Origin of the sequence: Micromonospora cremea (assembly GCF_900143515.1) — a bacterium.
In the GTDB taxonomy this organism is placed as follows: Bacteria; Actinomycetota; Actinomycetes; order Mycobacteriales; family Micromonosporaceae; genus Micromonospora; species Micromonospora cremea.
Map to the genome: position 1 here is coordinate 4,304,181 of NZ_FSQT01000002.1, position 17,459 is coordinate 4,321,639.

The window sequence follows — 17,459 nt, forward strand, 5'->3', positions numbered from 1 at the left end:
GACGGCACTGCGATGGACGGGGGCACGGGTGCGGATCCTGCTGGTGGAGGACGACCGCCGGGTGGCCGCCGCGCTCTCCTCCGCCCTCACCCGCCGCGGGTACCAGGTCGAGCACGCTGCCACCGTCGCCGCCGCGCTCGCCGCCGCCCCGTGCGACCTGGTGCTGCTCGACCTGACCCTGCCCGACGGGGACGGCACCGACCTCTGCCGGGAGCTACGCCGGCGCAGCAGCCAGCTCGGCATCATCGCGGTGACCGCCCGGGGGGAGGAACGCGACCGGGTGCTCGGCCTTCGCCTCGGCGCGGACGACTACGTCGTCAAGCCGTTCTCGATGGTGGAGTTGCAGGCCCGCATCGAGGCGGTGCTGCGCCGGGCCGCGAACGCCGCACCGGAGCGGCACCTGATCGAGGCCGGCGCGGTGCGCATCGACGTCGCCGCCCGGACGGTGACGGTGGACGGCCGGGCGGTCACGCTCACCCGCAAGGAATTCGACGTGCTGCTCTCGCTGGCCCGCCAGCCCGGGGTGGCGGTGCCACGCGACCGCATCCTGCTCGACGCCTGGGGCACCACCTGGACCGACCGGCACACCGTCGAGGTGCACGTCGGGTCGCTGCGCGGCAAGTTGGGTGACGCCCGCCTGGTCGAGACCGTACGCGGGGTCGGTTACCGGCTGCGCGATGCGTGAGGGGTTGCCGTGCGCCGTCGACTGGTGATCAGCTATCTGCTGCTGATGGTGCTCGTCCTCATCGCTTTGGAGACCCCGCTGGCCGCCACGCTGGCCAGCCGCGAGACCGAACGGGTCCGCGCCGACCGGCTCGCCGACGCCACCCGGTTCGCCTCGTTGGCCGGGCCGGCGCTGCGCGGCGGCGGATCGGGCCCGCTCGAGGCGGAGCTGCGCAGCTACGACGAGCTGTACGCGATCGGCGCCGTGGTCGTCGACCGGGAACGGGGCACCCTGGTCGCCTCGGCGAGCTGGCGGCCGGCTGCGGGGACCACCACGGCGCTGGACATCGCGTTGTCCGGGCAGCAGACCAGCGCCCCCGAGTCGGTCCTGCCGTGGACGGCCGCCGCGGTGGTGGTGGCGGTGCCGATCAACGACGGCGGCGAGGTCCTCGGAGCGGTGGTGATCGTGAGCCCGGCCGGCCCGATCCGCCGGGCCGTCACCATGTGGTGGCTGCTGCTCGCCCTGGCCGGCCTGCTCGCCGTGCTCGCCTGCGTGCTCACCGCGTTCGGCCTGGCCGGCTGGGTGCTGCGCCCGGTCACCGAGCTGGACGCGGTCACCCACGAGATCGCCGAGGGTGACCGGAGGGCCCGGGTGCTGCACCGGCTCGGCCCGCCGGAGCTGCGCCGGCTCGCGGCGAGCTTCAACCACATGGCCGACGTGGTCTCCGACGTGATGGACCGGCAGCGGGCGTTCGTCGCGCACGCCAGCCACCAGCTGCGCAATCCGCTCACCGCGCTGCGGCTGCGGGTGGAGGAGCTGGGCCCCAGCCTCACCGACCCCGACGGGCGCTCCGAGCACCGGCTGGCGCTGGAGGAGACCGACCGGCTGGCCCTGGTGCTCGACGCGCTGCTCACCCTGGCCCGGGCCGAACGCGAGGAGAACGAGCGGGTCACCGTCGACGCCGCCGCCGTGGCCGCGTCCCGGGTGGCCGCGTGGGCGCCGCTGGCCCGGCACCGGTCGGTCGCGCTGCGGCTCGCCACGACCGACGGCCCGGCGTACGCCCGGACCGTGCCGACCGCCGTCGACCAGGCGCTGGACGCGCTGATCGACAACGCGGTGAAGTTCAGCGGCGCCGCCGGGGCGGTGACGGTGACGGTGACCAGCCGCGACGACGGGGTGGCCCTGGAGGTACGCGACACCGGCCCGGGCATGACCGAGAGCCAGCTCGGCCAGGCCACCGAACGGTTCTGGCGGGCGCCGGACGCCCAGAACGTGGACGGTGCCGGGCTCGGCCTGACCATCGCCGCGGTGCTGGTGGACGCCTCCGACGGGCGACTCACCATGCGCGCTGGGGAGCCGCGCGGACTGGTCGCCGGCCTGTGGTTCCCGGCGCCTGAGCCCCGTCCCGCAGCGGAGCCGGCGGCCGACCAACCGCTCGTCGACCTACGCTCCACCCTCGCCCGGTAGCGGGCCAGGCGTCATGGCTTGGCCGCGCGGTACCAGGCTGCGGCACCCGGGTGCAGCGCCAGCGGCGCGGTGGCGATGGCCGAGCGGGGGCTCATCCGCCCCGCCGCCGGATGCGCGGCGCCCAGCTCGGCCCGGCGCTCCATCAGCAGCCGGGTCACCTCCCGCACCAGCCGCTCCGGAAGGTCGGCCTGGACGATCAGGTAGTTCGGGTTGGCCACCGTCGTCACCGGGTCCACGCCATACACGGAGCGGGGGATGTCCCGGGAGACGTAGACCTGGCCGTAGCGGGCGCGCAGCGGCTCCGTCCACTCACCGAGGTCCACGACCCGGGTGGCGCTGCGCCCGGCCAGCTCCTTGATGCCCCGCACCGGCAGCCCGCCCGAGAAGAAGAAGGCGTCGATCCGCCCGGCGCGCAGCGCCGTCACCGAATCGTCCAGCCCGAGCCGCTCCTGGCGCACCCCGACACCGCCGAGCCCGGCCACCTCCAACAGCCGGGTCGCGGTGATCTCGGTGCCCGATCCGGGCGCGCCGACGGAAACCCGCCGGCCGCGCAGGTCGGCGACCGTGCGAACCGACCCGCCGCCGGTGGTCACCAGGTGCAGCTGGTCGTCGTACACCCGGGCGACGGCCTCGACCGTCGGACTGTCCGTCGTGGTGGTCGGCAGCACGTCGGCCTGGGTGAAGCCCAGCTCGGCCGCGCCGGAGCCGACCAACCGGACGTTCTCCGCCGAGGCGGCGGTGATGACCACGCTGGCCCGCACGCCGGGCAGCTCCCGGTTGAGGATGGTCGCCAGGGACTGCCCGAAGGCGTAGTAGACGGCGGTGGGGCTGCCCGTGGCGATCCGGATCGGCAGCGGCTCGGCCGGGGCGTCCCGGCAGCTGGCGACCCCGGTCAGGGTCGCGGTCAGCAGCAGCGTCAGCAGCGCCACCGCCCCGGGACGGCGGTGACCGGGCCGGCTGGGCGAGGTACGACTCACGCGGTGCACTGTGCGCCGTCGGACCGGTGCGCGCAAGCCCGTTCGACCGGGCCGGCCGCGGCTGCCGACCGGGCACGGGTCAGCAGGCGGGGCGGCGCTCCGGCTGCGACGCCGCGGTGCGGGCCGGCTCCATGACCGCGGTGCGGGCCGGCTCCATGGCCGCTGTGCGGGTTGGCGGCTCCATGGCCGCGGTGCGACCCGGCTCCATCGCCGCGCTGCGCAAAATCCGCTCCCGGTCCGGGCCGTCGGCGACGCTGACCAGGAAGCAGCCGGTGCCGGGACGGAGCAGGGCCGGCACGTTGAGCACGGCCGCGCCACGGATCAGCACCGCAGCCAGTTCCCGGTCCGTGAGCCGCACGCCGAGGATGTGCCGACGAACGTGCCGCCCGCCGGCCAGCAGCGCCGAACGCCACGCCGCCGCGGCGAGCCGAGACACCCACCGGCGGCGGGCCGGCGAGGCGCCGGGCAGCGGACCCCCGAGCAACTCCCGGCGCCCCTGCCACCACCCGGCATCCAGCATCCGGGCGTACGCCCCACGGTGCTCCCGGGGCACCCAGAGCCGGTGCAGTTCGTAGCGACGGCGCAGGCCGCCGACGGCCACCTCGTGGGTCACCGGGATGTCCAGCCGGGCGAGCAACTGCCGCATCCGCTCGGCGGCGTCCTCCCGGTTGAACTCCACTCCCGGCGAGTGCGACGACAGCGCCACCGCCGGCCGTGCGGCGGTCGGCCGTGGCGTGCAGCGCAGCAGGCAGGCTGCCTCGAACGCATCACCCAGGGTCAGCCAGTCCAGCGGAGGTGGCGTCGCCGGGGAGGGGGGCCGGTCGAGCAGGGCGGGTTCGCGGACCAACGGGGGTGCTCCCTTGTCGGAGTCTGGGTTCCCCTACCGTGGCCCCTGCGCCGCCGTTGCGGAACCGGTCCCGCCCAGCCTTGAGGAAATCTTGCGGCTGCACGCCCCTAAAGCTCAGTGACCACCAGATCCACCTGCCGCGGCCGGCCGGGGACGGCTGCTTGCTCCACGACGGTGTGCTTGAGGTCGCGCAGCGTGCCGATCAGCTCCCCGGCGGTACGCGGCCGGACCCCGGCGACCAGCAGGTCACGGACCAACCACCCCTTGGTCGCCTTGTTGAAGTGGCTCACCACCGAGCGGACCGGCACTCCGTCCACCTCCCGCTCGTGCAGCACCCGGAGCGTCACCGTCCGCTCGGCCAGCTCCCCGCGCGGCGTCCAGGTGGCCGCGTACGCGCCGGAGCGCAGGTCGAGCACCGGCCCGGAGCCCGCCGCCGCGGACAGCACCGGCGCCAGCACCGGCCGCCAGTACGCCGAGAGCGCCCCCACACCGGGCAGCCGGGCGCCGATCGGGCAGCGGTACGGCGGGATCCGGTCGGCGAGCCGCACCGCGCCCCACAGACCGGAGCTGATCAGGATCGACCGCCGGGCCGCCCGCTGCGCCGCCGCCGGCAACGAGGCCAGGTCCAGCGCCTCGTAGAGCACCCCCGTGTAGACCTGCGCGGCCGGCGCGGTGGCCGCCACCCGCAGCCGGGCGTTGCGGCGCAGCTCGCCGCGCTGGCCCTCGCTGAGCCCGAGCGCGACCCTCGCCGCCTCCTCGTCCGGCCCGGCGCTCAATGCCACGAGCGCGTCGAGCACCCGCTCCCGGGCCGGGTTCAGCTCGGGCAGCGCGAGCCGGTCCGGGGACCACCGTCGACCGGTGCCGGCGTCGGCCTTCCCCTCCGAGGGCGGCAGCAAGATGAGCATCGGGGACTCCTCGACGGGCGGACGGCGGCGGCCCGGCCAGCGTACGACCCGCCGCTACCGCCAGGGCCGGACCGGGGTGTCGGGGTGGTACACGCGATAGCCGCCGACCTCGCGGACCGGTGCGGCGTCGGGCCGGTCGGCGAGCAGCCGGCGCAGCCGCCGCTCCATCGGCGAGTCGACCTCCACCACGTAGCCCGGCCGCTCGGCCCGGCCAACCTGTCGCCAGTACGGCAGGTAGCGGTTCCGCCCGGGGGACAGGTCGCCGTCGAGCACACCGCAGACCACCGTCTCGTCGGCGTTGAAGATCAGCCGGTTGCAGGTCCAGTAGTCCCCGTACACCTCGTGGGGGCCGTTGGCGCGCAGCGCGCCGGCCAGCTCCCGGGCCTGGCGCTCCTCGGTCCGCGACGCCCTGACGCCGGTGGTCGCGAAGAGCACGGTGATCACCAGCGTGGTCGCGGTCAGCGCGGCCAGCACGGCGGTGGCCAGCGCGCCGGTGAGCCGGCCGAGCGCGCCGACCGTGCCCCGCCAGCAGGCGACGGCGGCCACCCAGAGCGGCCAGAGCACCGCCGGCAGCGACAGTTGCAGCACCGACAGGTAGCGGGCGTTGTCCAGCGGGCTGGTCGCGGCGAGCGGGGTGCGCACGTACGACAGCAGGGTCAACGCGGCGCCGGCGACCAGCGCGAGCTGCACCACCGGCCGGGCCCGCTCCCCGCGTGACGCCCCGGCGGCCCGGCGGTAGGCGACCACCGCGAGCACCGCGGCGACCACCAGCAGCACCGGATAGAGCAGCCCGAACCACTGCTGCCAGCGACCGCAGCCGTCCACCGGGCAGAGCCCGTGCGCCAGCGGCACCCCTTCCAGCAGACCACCCCGGATCCGCTCGGACCACGGCGGCAACGGGCCCGCCTTGGTGCTGACGGCGCGGAACACCGACAGCGAGTCCGCACCCGGCGGCGCCCGTAGGTTGTCGTAGATCATCGGCGCCGCCCCGACCACGAAGCCCGCCACCAGCAGCAGGCCGGACCAGCCGAGGAGTTCCCGCCGTACCGCCCACAGCAGGGCCAGCCCGGCCACCGCCAGGTACGGCAGGATCAGCCAGTCCGACCAGGCGGCCAGCCCGACGAGCAGGCCGAATAGGGCGATGGCGAGCCGCCGGCGGTGGACCGTGCCGGCCGCCAGACCCACCGTGATCAGCAGCATCAGCAGCACCGCCGGCTTCACCTCGGGCCGTCCGCCAACGACGGTGAGCTGGTCACGCACCACCCGTTCCGGTCCCAGTGCCAGCAGGCCGACGACGAAGGCGGCGAACCACGGCGCGCAGAGCCGACGGGTCAGCCGATGGATCAGGTAGAGGAAGACCGCGTACAGCGCGAGCATCGGCAGCCGCAGCGCCGGCCAGCTCGGCCCGGCCACCGCGACCAGCGGCGCGGCCAGGTACGACTCCAGCATTCCCATGTAGTGCTGGCCGTACAGGAAGACCGGTCGTTCCCGGCCCTGCGCGATGTGCAGCGCGGCGAGACCGAACGTGGCCTCGTCGCTGTTCGACACCGGCACGGTGTACAGCGTCAGGATCAGCCGATATCCGACGCCGGCCAGCCCGAACAGCAGCGCGACGAGCGCCGGCCGGTCGAGTCGCGGACGCCATCGCCCACGGTGCTGCTCTGGATGCGACACGACCACGCCCCCGTCGTCGTCCCGACCGGAGTGTTTCACGGACGGCGGGCCGGCCGGGGTGGTTCGGAGGAGCCGGCGTCGCTCGCGTGGCCGTGGCCGTCGACGTGTGGCAGGGTTGGCGGGTGCCACCCACTCCCGCCGGCCAGCTGGCCGTTCCGAACCTGCACCGGGCCGCGCGGATCGAGGACGCCGTGCACCAGCTCGTGGAGCGTCGGCTGCGGCGCACCGGCTGGCGAATGAACATCATCGCGTACACCGGCTACGGCTCCCCGGGTTGGGTGCGGGTGATGTGCCGGGTGCTGCTGGGCCGACCGGATACCCGCCAGCGGGGCCGGCTGGACAAGGTCCGCGGCTGGCGTAGCTTCACGACGCTGCCGGCCAAGCACGTCACGGTGACGATCGAGGCCGGCGGTGTGCGCTGCGAGGCGCGGGCCGACCGCAGTGGCTTCGTCGACACCCTGGTCGAGGCCGACCTGCCGCCCGGCTGGGGGACGGTTCGGTTGACCGTGCCGGACGCCGAGCCGGTGGACGCGCCGGTGCGCATCCTCGACCCGGAGGTCCGGTTCGGCATCCTCTCCGACATCGACGACACGGTGATGGTGACCGCGCTGCCCCGGCCGCTGCTCGCCGCGTGGAACACCTTCGTGCTCGACGAGCACGCCCGCGCCGCCGTGCCCGGCATGGCGGTGCTCTACGAGCGGCTGGTCACCGCGCACCCTGGCGCCCCGGTCTTCTACCTTTCCACCGGCGCGTGGAACGTGGCGCCGACGCTGACCCGGTTCCTGTCCCGGCACCTCTACCCGGCCGGGCCGCTGCTGCTCACCGACTGGGGCCCGACCGCCGACCGGTGGTTCCGCAGCGGCCGCGAGCACAAGCGGGCCACCCTGGCCCGGCTGGCCCGGGAGTTCCCCGAGGTGCGTTGGCTGCTGGTCGGCGACGACGGGCAGCACGACCAGGAGATCTACCGGGAGTTCGCCGCCGCCCACCCGGAGAACGTGGCCGCGGTGGCGATCCGTCGGCTGTCCCCGACCCAGTCGGTGCTGGCCGGCAGCCTGCCCGCCCCGGCCGGGGAGCGCGAGTCGGCGGGGCGGGTGGGGCAGAAGTGGCTCTCCGCGCCGGACGGCGCCGGCCTGTGGACGCTGCTGCGCGACGCCGGTCTGGTCTGACCCGTCGGCTGGCCCCGACGGCTAGTCCTGGCGGAGCCAGATGACGCCGAGTGGGGGGACCTGGAGGGCGGCGGAGGCGACCATCCCGTGCCACGGCACGTCCTCGGCGTGCACCGCGCCCAGGTTGCCCACCCCCGAGCCGCCATAGTGGTGGGCGTCGGTGTTGAGCACCTCCGTCCAGGTGCCACCGGCCGGTAGGCCGATCCGGTAGTCGTGCAGCGGCAGGGCGGAGAAGTTCGCCACGCAGACCAGCGTCGAGCCGTCCGGAGCGATCCGGATGAACGACACGGTGTTGTTGGCGACGTCGTCGCCGGCGATCCAGCGGAAGCCGGCCGGCTCGGTGTCCTGCGCCCAGAGCGCCGGGGTGGCCCGGTAGATCCGGTTGAGGTCGCCGACGAGGCGCTGCACCCCGGCCCGGGCCGGGTCGTGCAGCAGGTACCAGTCGAGGCCGCGCTCCTCGCTCCACTCCCGGTCGTCGGCCAGCTCGGAGCCCATGAAGAGCAGCTGCTTGCCCGGGTGCGCCCACATGTACGCCAGCAGCGCCCGGACGTTGGCCAGCCGTTGCCAGGTGTCGCCGGGCATCTTGCCGGCGAGTGAGCCCTTGCCGTGCACGACCTCGTCGTGGCTGATCGGCAGGACATAGTTCTCGCTCCAGGCGTACGCCAGGGAGAAGGTGAGCTGGTGGTGGTGATGCTGGCGGTAGATCGGGTCCTTCGAGGTGTAGAGCAGGGTGTCGTGCATCCAGCCCATGTTCCACTTGAAGCCGAAGCCCAGCCCGCCCTCGGCCGTGGACCGGGTCACTCCGGGCCAGGCGGTGGACTCCTCGGCGATCAGCACCACCCCGGCGTGGTGCTTGTAGACGGTCGCGTTCACCTCCTGCATGAACGCGATGGCCTCCAGGTTCTCCCGGCCGCCGTACTGGTTGGGGGCCCACTCGCCGTCCTTGCGCGAGTAGTCCAGGTAGAGCATCGAGGCGACGGCGTCCACCCGGAGTCCGTCGACGTGGAACTGGTCGCACCAGTAGAGCGCGTTGGCGACCAGGAAGTTGCGGACCTCGCGGCGGCCGAAGTCGAAGACGTAGGTGCCCCAGTCGGGGTGCTCGCCGCGCCGCGGGTCGGGGTGCTCGTAGAGCGGGGTGCCGTCGAAGCGCGCGAGGGCCCACTCGTCCTTGGGGAAGTGCGCGGGCACCCAGTCCAGGATCACGCCGATGCCGGCGGCGTGCAGCTGGTCGACGAGGTGCCGGAACTCGTCGGGGTCGCCGAACCGGGAGGTCGGTGCGTAGTAGCCGGTCACCTGGTAGCCCCAGGAACCGCCGAACGGGTGCTCCATCACCGGCAGGAACTCCACGTGGGTGAAGCCCAGCTCGGTGACGTACGCGGTGAGCTGCTCGGCCAGCTCGCGGTAGCCGAGCCCGGGCCGCCATGAGCCGAGGTGCACCTCGTAGACGCTCATCGGCTCCTGGTGCGGTTGTCGCTCGGCCCGCCGGGCCAGCCAGTCGGCGTCGGACCACCGGTACGTCGAGTGGTGCACCACCGAGGCGGTGGCCGGCGGCACCTCGGCGTACCCGGCGAGGGGGTCGGCCTTGTCCCGCCATTGCCCGTCGGCGCCGAGGACGCGGTACTTGTAGCGGGCCCCGACCCGGGCGTTGGGGACGAACAGCTCCCACACCCCGCTGGAGCCGAGCGAGCGCATCGGCCAGCCGTCGTCCGGCGACCAGCCGGTGAAGTCGCCGACCACCCGCACCCCGCGGGCGTTGGGTGCCCACACGGTGAACGCGACCCCCTCGTCGAAGAGCCGGGCGCCGAGCGCCTCCCACAGGCGCTCGTGCCGGCCCTCGCCGATCAGGTGCAGGTCCAGCTCGCCGAGGGTTGGCGGGTAGCGGTACGGGTCGTCGTGGGTCGCCCCGTCGACCTCCACCCGGTAGTCGAGGACCTCGCCGGGCAGCACCGCCTCGAACACGCCCGCGTCGTGCACCCGCTTCATCGGGTGCCGGTCGCCGTTCATCAGGACGGCCGCGTCGCCGGCCCCTCGGCGCAGCGTGCGGATGGTGGTCCGCCCGTCGGCGGGGTGCGCGCCGAGCAGCGCGTGCGGGTCGTGCGTCGCGCCGGTGATCAGCTGGTCCATCGAGGATCCTTCGGGGCGGGAGCGGTCGGCGCGGTGCCGCCGGAGAGCTCGGCGGGGACGTCCGCGACCGTGAGGGTGGCCGGGACCGTTGCGACGGGCGCCGGCGCGGCGGGCGGGATCGGGCGGCGCACGGTCAGCACGTGCGCCGGTTGCAGGTACGGGTCGAGCCGGACCGCGTTGCGCTGACCCCAGTCGTAGCTGGTGCCGGTGAGCTCGTCGTGCACGGTGAACCGCTCGTGCCAGTCAAAGCCGAGCGCCGGCATGTCCAGCGTGGTGTTGCCCCACTGCACCGCGCGCGGGTCGAACGAGCAGATCACGATGACCGTGTTGCCGGTCTCCGGGTCGTGTTTGGACCAGCAGAGCAGCGCCGGGTTGTCGATCTCGTGGAAGCGCAGGTTGCGCAGCTGGTGCAGGGCCGGATTGTCGCGGCGTACCCGGTTGAGGGTGGCGATGAACGGGGCCAGTGAGCGGCCCTGCGCCTCGGCGCCGGCCCAGTCCCGGGGGCGCAGCTCGTACTTCTCGTTGTCCAGGTACTCCTCGGCGCCGGGGCGGGCCACGTGCTCGAACAGCTCGTAGCCGGCGTACGTGCCCCAGGAGGGGGAGAGCAGCGCGGCCAGCACCGCCCGGATCTTGAACATCGGCGGGCCGCCGTGCTGCAACGACTCGTGCAGGATGTCCGGGGTGTTCGGCCAGAAGTTGGGTCGCATGTAGTCGGCCGCGGCGAGCAGTTCCTCGCAGTACTCCCGCATCTCCGCCGCCGACGTGCGCCAGGTGAAGTAGGTGTACGACTGGGTGAAGCCGATCTTGCCGAGGCCGTGCATGATGGCCGGCCGGGTGAACGCCTCGGCGAGGAACAGCACGTCCGGGTCGACCTTCTTCACCTCGGCGATCAGCCAGTGCCAGAAGTCGAAGGGCTTGGTGTGCGGGTTGTCCACCCGGAAGATCCGGATGCCCTCGCCGACCCAGTGCAGCACCACCCGCAGCACCTCGGCCCGGATGCCCTCCGGGTCGTTGTCGAAGTTCACCGGGTAGATGTCCTGGTACTTCTTCGGCGGGTTCTCCGCGTAGGCGATGCTGCCGTCGGCCCGGGTGGTGAACCACTCCGGCTGCTCGGTGACCCACGGGTGGTCCGGCGCGCACTGCAACGCCAGGTCCATGGCCACCTCCAGGCCCTGCGTGACCGCGGCGTCGATGAAGGCCCGGAAGTCTGCCGGCGTACCCAGATCGGGGTGGATGGTGTCGTGGCCGCCCTCGGCGGCGCCGATCGCCCACGGCGAGCCCACATCGTCGGGCCCGGCGGTGAGCGCGTTGTTGGGGCCCTTGCGGTTGACCCGGCCGATCGGGTGGATCGGCGGCAGGTAGAGCACGTCGAAGCCCATCGCGGCGACACCGGGCAGTCGCTCGGTGGCGGTGGCGAAGGTGCCGGATCGGCCGCCCGCTGCCCCCTCGGAGCGGGGGAAGAACTCGTACCAGGCCGAATAGAGGGCCCGCTTGCGGTCAACCCAGAGGGAGTACGTGTCACCGACGGTGACCAGCTCTCGCACCGGGTGCGCCCAGAGCAGGTCGGCCAGGGCCAGCGCCGGGTCGACCCGCTGCGGCAGCGGCAGGTCGGTGTCGACCAGCGCGGTGAGGGCGTCGGCGACCCGGGGCCGGTCGGCGGTCGGCACCAGCTCCCGGGCGGCGGCGAGCACCCGCGCGCCCTCGGCCAGGTCGTTGGCCAGATCAGCTGGCCCCTGCCCGGCGGCGATCTTCTTGGTCACCGCGTTCTGCCAGGTCAGATAAGGGTCCTGGAACGCCTCGACGGCGAAGGTCCAGGTGCCGACGGCGTCCGGGCGGATGGTGGCGTGCCAGCGGTCCTGGCCGGGCTCACCGGGACGCATCCTGGTGAACGGCCTGGTGGCGCCGTCCGGGCCGGTCCACACCACGTTGCAGCCGAGCGCGTCGTGCCCCTCCCGGTAGGCGCGGGCCGACACCGGAACCGGCTCGTCGACCACCGCCTTGGCCGGGTACCGCCCGCACGAGACGACGGGGGAGACGTCTTCGATCGGGAACCGTCCAGTCACCCCGCCAACCTACTGTGCGAGATCCCCTCGCGCGCGCCAAGCAACCGACGTTGGCGAGCTGTGCGTCAGGAAGGGCCCCTCCTCTACCGGAGGCGTTAACACGGGGCCCCTCCTCACATCACCGACCGGTAGACCTCCAACGTCTGTTGGGCGACGGCGTCCCAGGAGAAGTGCTCGACCGCACGCCGTCGACCAGCCAGTCCGAACTCGGCCGTGCGCGCCGGATCGGCAAGGAGAGCGTTGATCGAGGCGGCCAGGTCGGCGACGAACTTCTCCGGCTCCAACGGGGTCCCGGACCCGTCGGTGGCCTGCTCGATCGGCACCAGCAGGCCCGTCTCGCCGTCGGCCACCACCTCGGGAATGCCGCCGGTGGCGGTCGCCACCACCGCCGTCTCGCAGGCCATCGCCTCCAGGTTGACGATGCCCATCGGCTCGTACACCGACGGGCAGACGAAGACGGTGGCATGGGTGAGCACCTGGATCACCTCGGGCTTGGGCAGCATCTCGGCCACCCACACCACCCCGGAGCGGTTGGCCCGCAGCTCGGCGGCCAGCTCCGCCACCTCGGCGGCGATTTCCGCGGTGTCCGGCGCACCGGCGAGCAGCACGAGCTGGGTGTCCGCCGGCAACTCCCGGGCGGCCCGCAGCAGGTAGGGCAGCCCCTTCTGCCGGGTGATCCTTCCCACGTACGCCACGCTGGGCCGGGCCGGGTCGATGCCGAGCCGGTCCAGCACGTCGGTGCCGGTGTCCGGGGCGTACTGGACGGTGTCGATGCCGTTGTAGACGACCCGGACCCGGTCCGGGTCGACCTGCGGGTAGGCGGTGAGCACGTCGTTACGCATCCCGCCGCTGACCGCGATCACCGCGTCCGCCGCCTCCACCGCCGTGCGCTCGCACCACGAGGAGAGCGCATAGCCGCCGCCGAGCTGCTCGGCCTTCCACGGCCGCAGCGGCTCCAGACTGTGCGCGGTCATCACGTGCGGCACCCCGTGCAGCAGCTTCGCGGTGTGCCCGGCCAGGTTGGCGTACCAGGTGTGGCTGTGCACCACGTCGGTGCCGGCCGTGCCGGCGGCCATCTCCAGGTCCACGCCCATCGTGCGCAGCGCGGCGTTCGCGCCGGTCAGGCCCGGCGGTTCGGCGTACGCGGTGACGCCGGGCTCGGTGCGCGGCAGACCGAAGCAGTGCACCCGCACGTCGGCCAGGCGGCGCAACTCCCGGGCCAGGTACTCGACGTGCACTCCGGCGCCGCCGTAGACCTCCGGCGGGTACTCACGGGTCAGCAGATCGACGCGCAGGGATCCGGTGGCCGGGGAGGAGTCGGTCATGTGCGCACCCTAGTGCAGAAGTGTCCCCGTACGAGTGGTGAAGTGGGACGAGGGTGGATAGCGTCTGGGCATGGCTGCCAAGGTGCTCGCGATCGTCCTGGCGGGTGGGGAGGGCAAGCGCCTGATGCCACTCACCACGGACCGGGCCAAGCCGGCCGTCCCGTTCGGCGGGATGTACCGCATGGTCGACTTCGTCCTCTCCAACCTGGCCAACGCCGGCTATCTCAAGATCGTCGTGCTGACCCAGTACAAGTCCCACTCCCTCGACCGGCACATCACCAAGACCTGGCGGATGTCCACGCTGCTCGGCAACTACGTCACCCCGGTGCCGGCGCAGCAGCGTCGCGGCCCCTGGTGGTTCGCCGGCTCCGCCGACGCGATCTACCAGAGCTTCAACCTGATCAACGACGAGCAGCCCGACTACGTGATCGTCTTCGGCGCCGACCATATCTACCGGATGGACCCGCGGCAGATGGTGGAGGACCACATCGCCTCTGGCGCCGCCGTGACCGTCGCCGGCATCCGCCAACCGCTGTCGATGGCCGACCAGTTCGGCGTCATCGAGGTCGGCGAGGACGGCCGACGCATCCGGGCGTTCCGGGAGAAGCCCACCGACGCGGTCGGCCTGCCCGACGCGCCGGACGAGATCTACGCCTCGATGGGCAACTACGTCTTCACCACCCGCGCGCTCTGCGAGGCCGTCGAGCGCGACGCGGAGGACAAGACCAGCAAGCACGACATGGGCGGCAGCATCATTCCGATGCTCGTCGAGCGGGGCGAGGCGAACGTTTACGACTTCCGCGACAACGAGGTGCCGGGCAGCACCGACCGGGACCGCGGCTACTGGCGCGACGTCGGAACGCTCGACTCGTTCTACGACGCGCACATGGATCTGATCAACGTGCACCCGGTGTTCAACATGTACAACTTCGACTGGCCGATCTACACCGAGCAGCCGCCGTGGCCGCCGGCGAAGTTCGTGCACCAGTGGGGGGAGCGGGTCGGCCGGGCGGTCGGCTCGATGGTCTCCCCGGGCGTGGTGATCTCCGGCTCGCTGGTGGAAAATTCGATCGTCTCGCCCAAGGTGCGGGTGCACTCCTGGGCGCACGTCGAGGGCTCGGTGCTGATGGAGGGTGTGGAGATTGGCCGGCACGCGGTGGTCCGGCGCGCCATCCTGGACAAGAACGTGTTCGTCCCGGAGGGCGCCGAGATCGGTGTCGACCTGGAGAAGGACCGGCAGCGCTACACCGTTTCCGACAACGGCATCGTGGTGATCGGCAAGGGCCAGAAGGTCGAGTTGTGACCCGGGTTCGCCCGTCGTCCGTCGCAGTACCGAGGAGGTAGAGCCCCGTGACCCATCCCCGTGCCGGCCAGCCCGCCGAGCCCGCCGACCTGGTCGACGTGCCGCGCCTGGTGACCGCCTACTACGCCGAGCATCCGGACCCCGCGGACCCGGCGCAGCAGGTCTCCTTCGGCACCTCCGGCCACCGGGGCTCCAGCCTGCGCAACGCGTTCAACTCCGACCACATCCTCGCGGTCACCCAGGCGCTCTGCGACTACCGGCGGGAGCAGGGCCTGGACGGCCCGCTCTTCCTCGCCCGGGACACCCACGCGCTCTCCGCGCCGGCCGCGGTGGACGCCCTGGAGGTGCTCGCCGCCAACGGGGTCACCGTGCTGGTGGACAGCCGCGACGGCTACACCCCCACCCCGGCGCTGTCGCACGCGATCCTCACCCACAACCGGGGGCGCACCAGCGGGCTCGCCGACGGCATCGTCATCACCCCGTCGCACAACCCGCCCGACGACGGCGGCTTCAAGTACAACCCCACCAACGGCGGGCCGGCCGACACCGACGTCACCCGGTGGATCCAGGACCGGGCCAACGCGATCCTCGCCGCCGGGCTCAAGGAGGTCTGCCGGATCACCTACGCGCGGGCCCGGGCCGCAGACACCACCGGGGAGTACGACTTCCTCGCCAGCTACGTCGACGACCTGCCGGCCGCGATCGACATCGACGCCATCCGCGACGCCGGGGTCCGCATCGGCGCGGATCCGCTCGGCGGGGCGAGCGTTGCGTACTGGGGCGAGATCGCCGATCGGCACCGGCTTGCCCTGACCGTGGTCAACCCGACGGTCGACCCGACCTGGCGGTTCATGACGCTGGACGGCGACGGCAAGATCCGGATGGACTGCTCCTCGCCGAACGCGATGGCGTCGCTGATCGCCGCCCGCGCCGACTACCAGATCTCCACCGGCAACGACGCCGACGCCGACCGGCACGGCATCGTCACCCCGGACGCCGGCCTGATGAACCCCAACCACTACCTCGCGGTGGCGATCAACCACCTGTTCCGCACCCGCAGCGACTGGGGCCCGGCCGCCGCGGTGGGCAAGACCCTGGTCTCCTCGTCGATGATCGACCGCGTCGCCGCCGACCTGGGCCGGCCGCTGCTGGAGGTGCCGGTCGGCTTCAAGTGGTTCGTGCCCGGGCTGCTGGACGGCGCGGTCGGCTTCGGTGGCGAGGAGAGCGCCGGCGCGTCGTTCCTGCGCCGTGACGGCTCCACCTGGACCACCGACAAGGACGGCCTCCTGCTCTGCCTGCTCGCCGCCGAGATCCTGGCCAGCACCGGGCGCAGCCCGAGCGAGCACTGGGCGGAGCTGGCGGAGCGGTTCGGCGCGCCCGCGTACGCCCGGATCGACGCCCCCGCCACCCGGGAACAGAAGGCCGTGCTCGGCAAGCTCTCCCCGGAGCAGGTCACCGCCACCGAACTGGCCGGCGAGCCGATCACCGCGACGCTGACCACCGCGCCCGGCAACGGTGCGGCGATCGGCGGCCTCAAGGTCAGCACGAAGTCCGGCTGGTTCGCCGCCCGGCCCTCCGGCACCGAGGACGTCTACAAGGTCTACGCCGAGTCGTTCCAGGGCCCGGACCACCTGGCGCGCATCCAGCAGGAGGCCAAGGCCTTGGTCGACGGGGTGCTCGGGCAGGCCTGAGCGCGCCCCGCAGCCCCCGGCCCCACCCCTCCGCAGTTGATCATGAAGTTGTTGCCGCGACACGCCGCGCCGGGCGGCAATAACTTCATGGTCAATTGCGGGCGGGCGACGGGGGAGCGGGCTGTGCCCGGGCCCGGTCAGCAGGGCGGCGGCAGCTCCCGCTGGCGCCGCCGCAACTCATCGGGGAGCAGCTCGCTGAGCTGCTCCGGCAGGAACGGCAGGTCGAGCAGGGTCATCTTCAACTGGTTGCGTTCCTGGTAGCGCAACGGGTCGAAGCGGACCACCAGGCCGGCGTCGCGGCGGTAGCTGATGTCCACGGTGCCCTCGGTCGCCGCGTCCCGGAACACCAACCCGTCCATCTCCACCACGACCGCAGACGAGTTGGGCTCCAGCTCCAGCCGGATCTTCTCGTCCGGTGAAAGCACCACCGACCGGGAGATGCCGGCCATCGGCGCCGACGGCGTCACCACCACCGCGTCCGCCGCCGGGGAGATCAGCGGGCCGCCCGCGGCGTAGCTGTACGCCGTGGAGCCGGTCGGCGTGCTGACCACCAGGGCGTCGCAGCGGTAGTAGCCGTACTGCTGGCCGTCCACCGCGAGAGTGGCGGTGACGAAGCCGGAGCCCGGCTGGCGGACCAGCGCGATGTCGTTGAACGCCACCACGTCGTCGCCGCACACGTCGCAGGCCAGGCAGGCGTGCGACTCGATGGTGAAGTCCTTCGACAGCAGTCGGCTCAACGCCTCCGGCAGCTCCGGCGGCTCGATCTCGACCAGGAAGCCGAGACGGCCCAGGTGCACGCCGAGCACCGGCTTCGGGTCGAGGACGGCGGAGCGCAGCGCGCCCAGCATTGTGCCGTCACCGCCGATGCTGATTAACGCGTCGGCGCGGACGGCCACCTCGTCCTCCGGGACGGGCTCGACGCTGGCCGGCACGCGGTGCTTGTCCTCCGCGCGCACCATCAGCGACTTGTGGTGGCGCGTCGCCCACCGTTCGATGATCCCGACCACCTCGGTGACATCCCGGGTGGGGTGCAGTACCAGACCCAGCCCCGACACCCGTACAGCTCACCACATCGGTGGCAACCGCGCCCGGCGTACACAGAAGGTGCTGCGGTCAGCGGTGGGGCCGGCCGGGGAGGCGGGTCAGCGAGCCGACCGTTCGGGGTAGCTCGTCTTCGGACAGCGCCTCGACGCCGGCACCCGGTGCCGGTCCTCCGTGTGCACGGCGATCCGACTGCGGTGCGGGCGGCACAG

General features: G+C 73.0%; 13 protein-coding genes. 5 read left to right on the top strand and 8 right to left on the bottom strand.

Annotated features, from left to right (window positions below):
• Positions 1-28: 28 nt before the first annotated feature.
• Both BUS84_RS33675 and BUS84_RS33680 read left to right on the top strand, forming a co-directional pair.
• Positions 29-685 (top strand): response regulator transcription factor, encoded by a 657-nt coding sequence (locus BUS84_RS33675; RefSeq protein ID WP_074318390.1) that lies wholly within the window; start codon positions 29-31, stop codon positions 683-685.
• 9 nt (positions 686-694) lie between these two features.
• Positions 695-2,131 carry a sensor histidine kinase gene (locus tag BUS84_RS33680; protein WP_074318391.1) on the top strand — a complete coding sequence of 479 codons (1,437 nt, stop codon included), beginning with the start codon at positions 695-697 and terminating at the stop codon, positions 2,129-2,131.
• Positions 2,132-2,142: 11 nt separating this feature from the next.
• Here the strand turns inward: BUS84_RS33680 and BUS84_RS33685 are convergent, their stop codons facing one another.
• The 4 genes from BUS84_RS33685 to BUS84_RS33700 all read right to left on the bottom strand — a co-directional run bounded on the left by BUS84_RS33685 (position 2,143) and on the right by BUS84_RS33700 (position 6,540).
• A complete protein-coding gene (locus tag BUS84_RS33685) occupies positions 2,143-3,108 on the bottom strand; it encodes a TAXI family TRAP transporter solute-binding subunit (RefSeq protein ID WP_244298809.1) in 966 nt (321 codons plus the stop codon).
• Positions 3,109-3,187: 79 nt separating this feature from the next.
• A complete protein-coding gene (locus BUS84_RS33690) occupies positions 3,188-3,955 on the bottom strand; it encodes a hypothetical protein (protein WP_244298810.1) in 768 nt (255 codons plus the stop codon).
• 107 nt (positions 3,956-4,062) lie between these two features.
• The gene (gene yaaA / locus BUS84_RS33695) at positions 4,063-4,860 is read right to left on the bottom strand and encodes a peroxide stress protein YaaA (protein ID WP_074318393.1); all 798 of its coding nucleotides are present in this window, start codon (positions 4,858-4,860) and stop codon (positions 4,063-4,065) included.
• A 54-nt stretch (positions 4,861-4,914) separates the two neighbouring features.
• On the bottom strand, positions 4,915-6,540 hold the full coding sequence (locus BUS84_RS33700) for an ArnT family glycosyltransferase (protein WP_425293479.1): 1,626 nt from the start codon (positions 6,538-6,540) through the stop codon (positions 4,915-4,917).
• Positions 6,541-6,656: 116 nt separating this feature from the next.
• Between BUS84_RS33700 and BUS84_RS33705 the strand changes: the two genes are divergently transcribed.
• Positions 6,657-7,700, top strand: coding sequence for an App1 family protein phosphatidate phosphatase (locus tag BUS84_RS33705; RefSeq protein ID WP_143728677.1), 1,044 nt, complete (start codon positions 6,657-6,659; stop codon positions 7,698-7,700).
• 21 nt (positions 7,701-7,721) lie between these two features.
• On the opposite strand, the gene glgB is transcribed toward BUS84_RS33705, so the two are convergent.
• The 3 genes from glgB to glgA all read right to left on the bottom strand — a co-directional run bounded on the left by glgB (position 7,722) and on the right by glgA (position 13,212).
• Positions 7,722-9,824 carry a 1,4-alpha-glucan branching protein GlgB gene (gene glgB / locus BUS84_RS33710; protein ID WP_074318395.1) on the bottom strand — a complete coding sequence of 701 codons (2,103 nt, stop codon included), beginning with the start codon at positions 9,822-9,824 and terminating at the stop codon, positions 7,722-7,724.
• On the bottom strand, positions 9,812-11,887 hold the full coding sequence (locus tag BUS84_RS33715; RefSeq protein ID WP_074318396.1) for an alpha-1,4-glucan--maltose-1-phosphate maltosyltransferase: 2,076 nt from the start codon (positions 11,885-11,887) through the stop codon (positions 9,812-9,814). The genes glgB and BUS84_RS33715 overlap by 13 nt, the downstream gene beginning before the upstream one ends.
• Positions 11,888-12,000: 113 nt before the next feature.
• Positions 12,001-13,212: a glycogen synthase gene (glgA, locus tag BUS84_RS33720; protein ID WP_074318397.1), complete on the bottom strand. Its 1,212-nt coding sequence runs from the start codon at positions 13,210-13,212 to the stop codon at positions 12,001-12,003.
• A gap of 70 nt (positions 13,213-13,282) precedes the next feature.
• Here glgA and glgC point away from each other — a divergent pair, with 70 nt between their 5' ends.
• Both glgC and pgm read left to right on the top strand, forming a co-directional pair.
• On the top strand, positions 13,283-14,515 hold the full coding sequence (gene glgC, locus BUS84_RS33725; protein WP_074318398.1) for a glucose-1-phosphate adenylyltransferase: 1,233 nt from the start codon (positions 13,283-13,285) through the stop codon (positions 14,513-14,515).
• Positions 14,516-14,562: 47 nt separating this feature from the next.
• Positions 14,563-16,206 carry a phosphoglucomutase (alpha-D-glucose-1,6-bisphosphate-dependent) gene (gene pgm, locus BUS84_RS33730; RefSeq protein ID WP_074318399.1) on the top strand — a complete coding sequence of 548 codons (1,644 nt, stop codon included), beginning with the start codon at positions 14,563-14,565 and terminating at the stop codon, positions 16,204-16,206.
• A 137-nt stretch (positions 16,207-16,343) separates the two neighbouring features.
• Here the strand turns inward: pgm and BUS84_RS33735 are convergent, their stop codons facing one another.
• Positions 16,344-17,252: an NAD(+)/NADH kinase gene (locus tag BUS84_RS33735; protein WP_425293513.1), complete on the bottom strand. Its 909-nt coding sequence runs from the start codon at positions 17,250-17,252 to the stop codon at positions 16,344-16,346.
• Between the last annotated feature and the right edge of the window lie 207 nt (positions 17,253-17,459).

What these genes read in the sequence shown, in the direction of transcription:
- yaaA (WP_074318393.1), bottom strand. Translation starts at nt 4,860, where the DNA reads ATGCTCATCTTGCTGCCGCCCTCGGAGGGGAAGGCCGACGCCGGCACC.
- glgB (WP_074318395.1), bottom strand. Translation starts at nt 9,824, where the DNA reads ATGGACCAGCTGATCACCGGCGCGACGCACGACCCGCACGCGCTGCTC.
- glgA (WP_074318397.1), bottom strand. Translation starts at nt 13,212, where the DNA reads ATGACCGACTCCTCCCCGGCCACCGGATCCCTGCGCGTCGATCTGCTG.
- glgC (WP_074318398.1), top strand. Translation starts at nt 13,283, where the DNA reads ATGGCTGCCAAGGTGCTCGCGATCGTCCTGGCGGGTGGGGAGGGCAAG.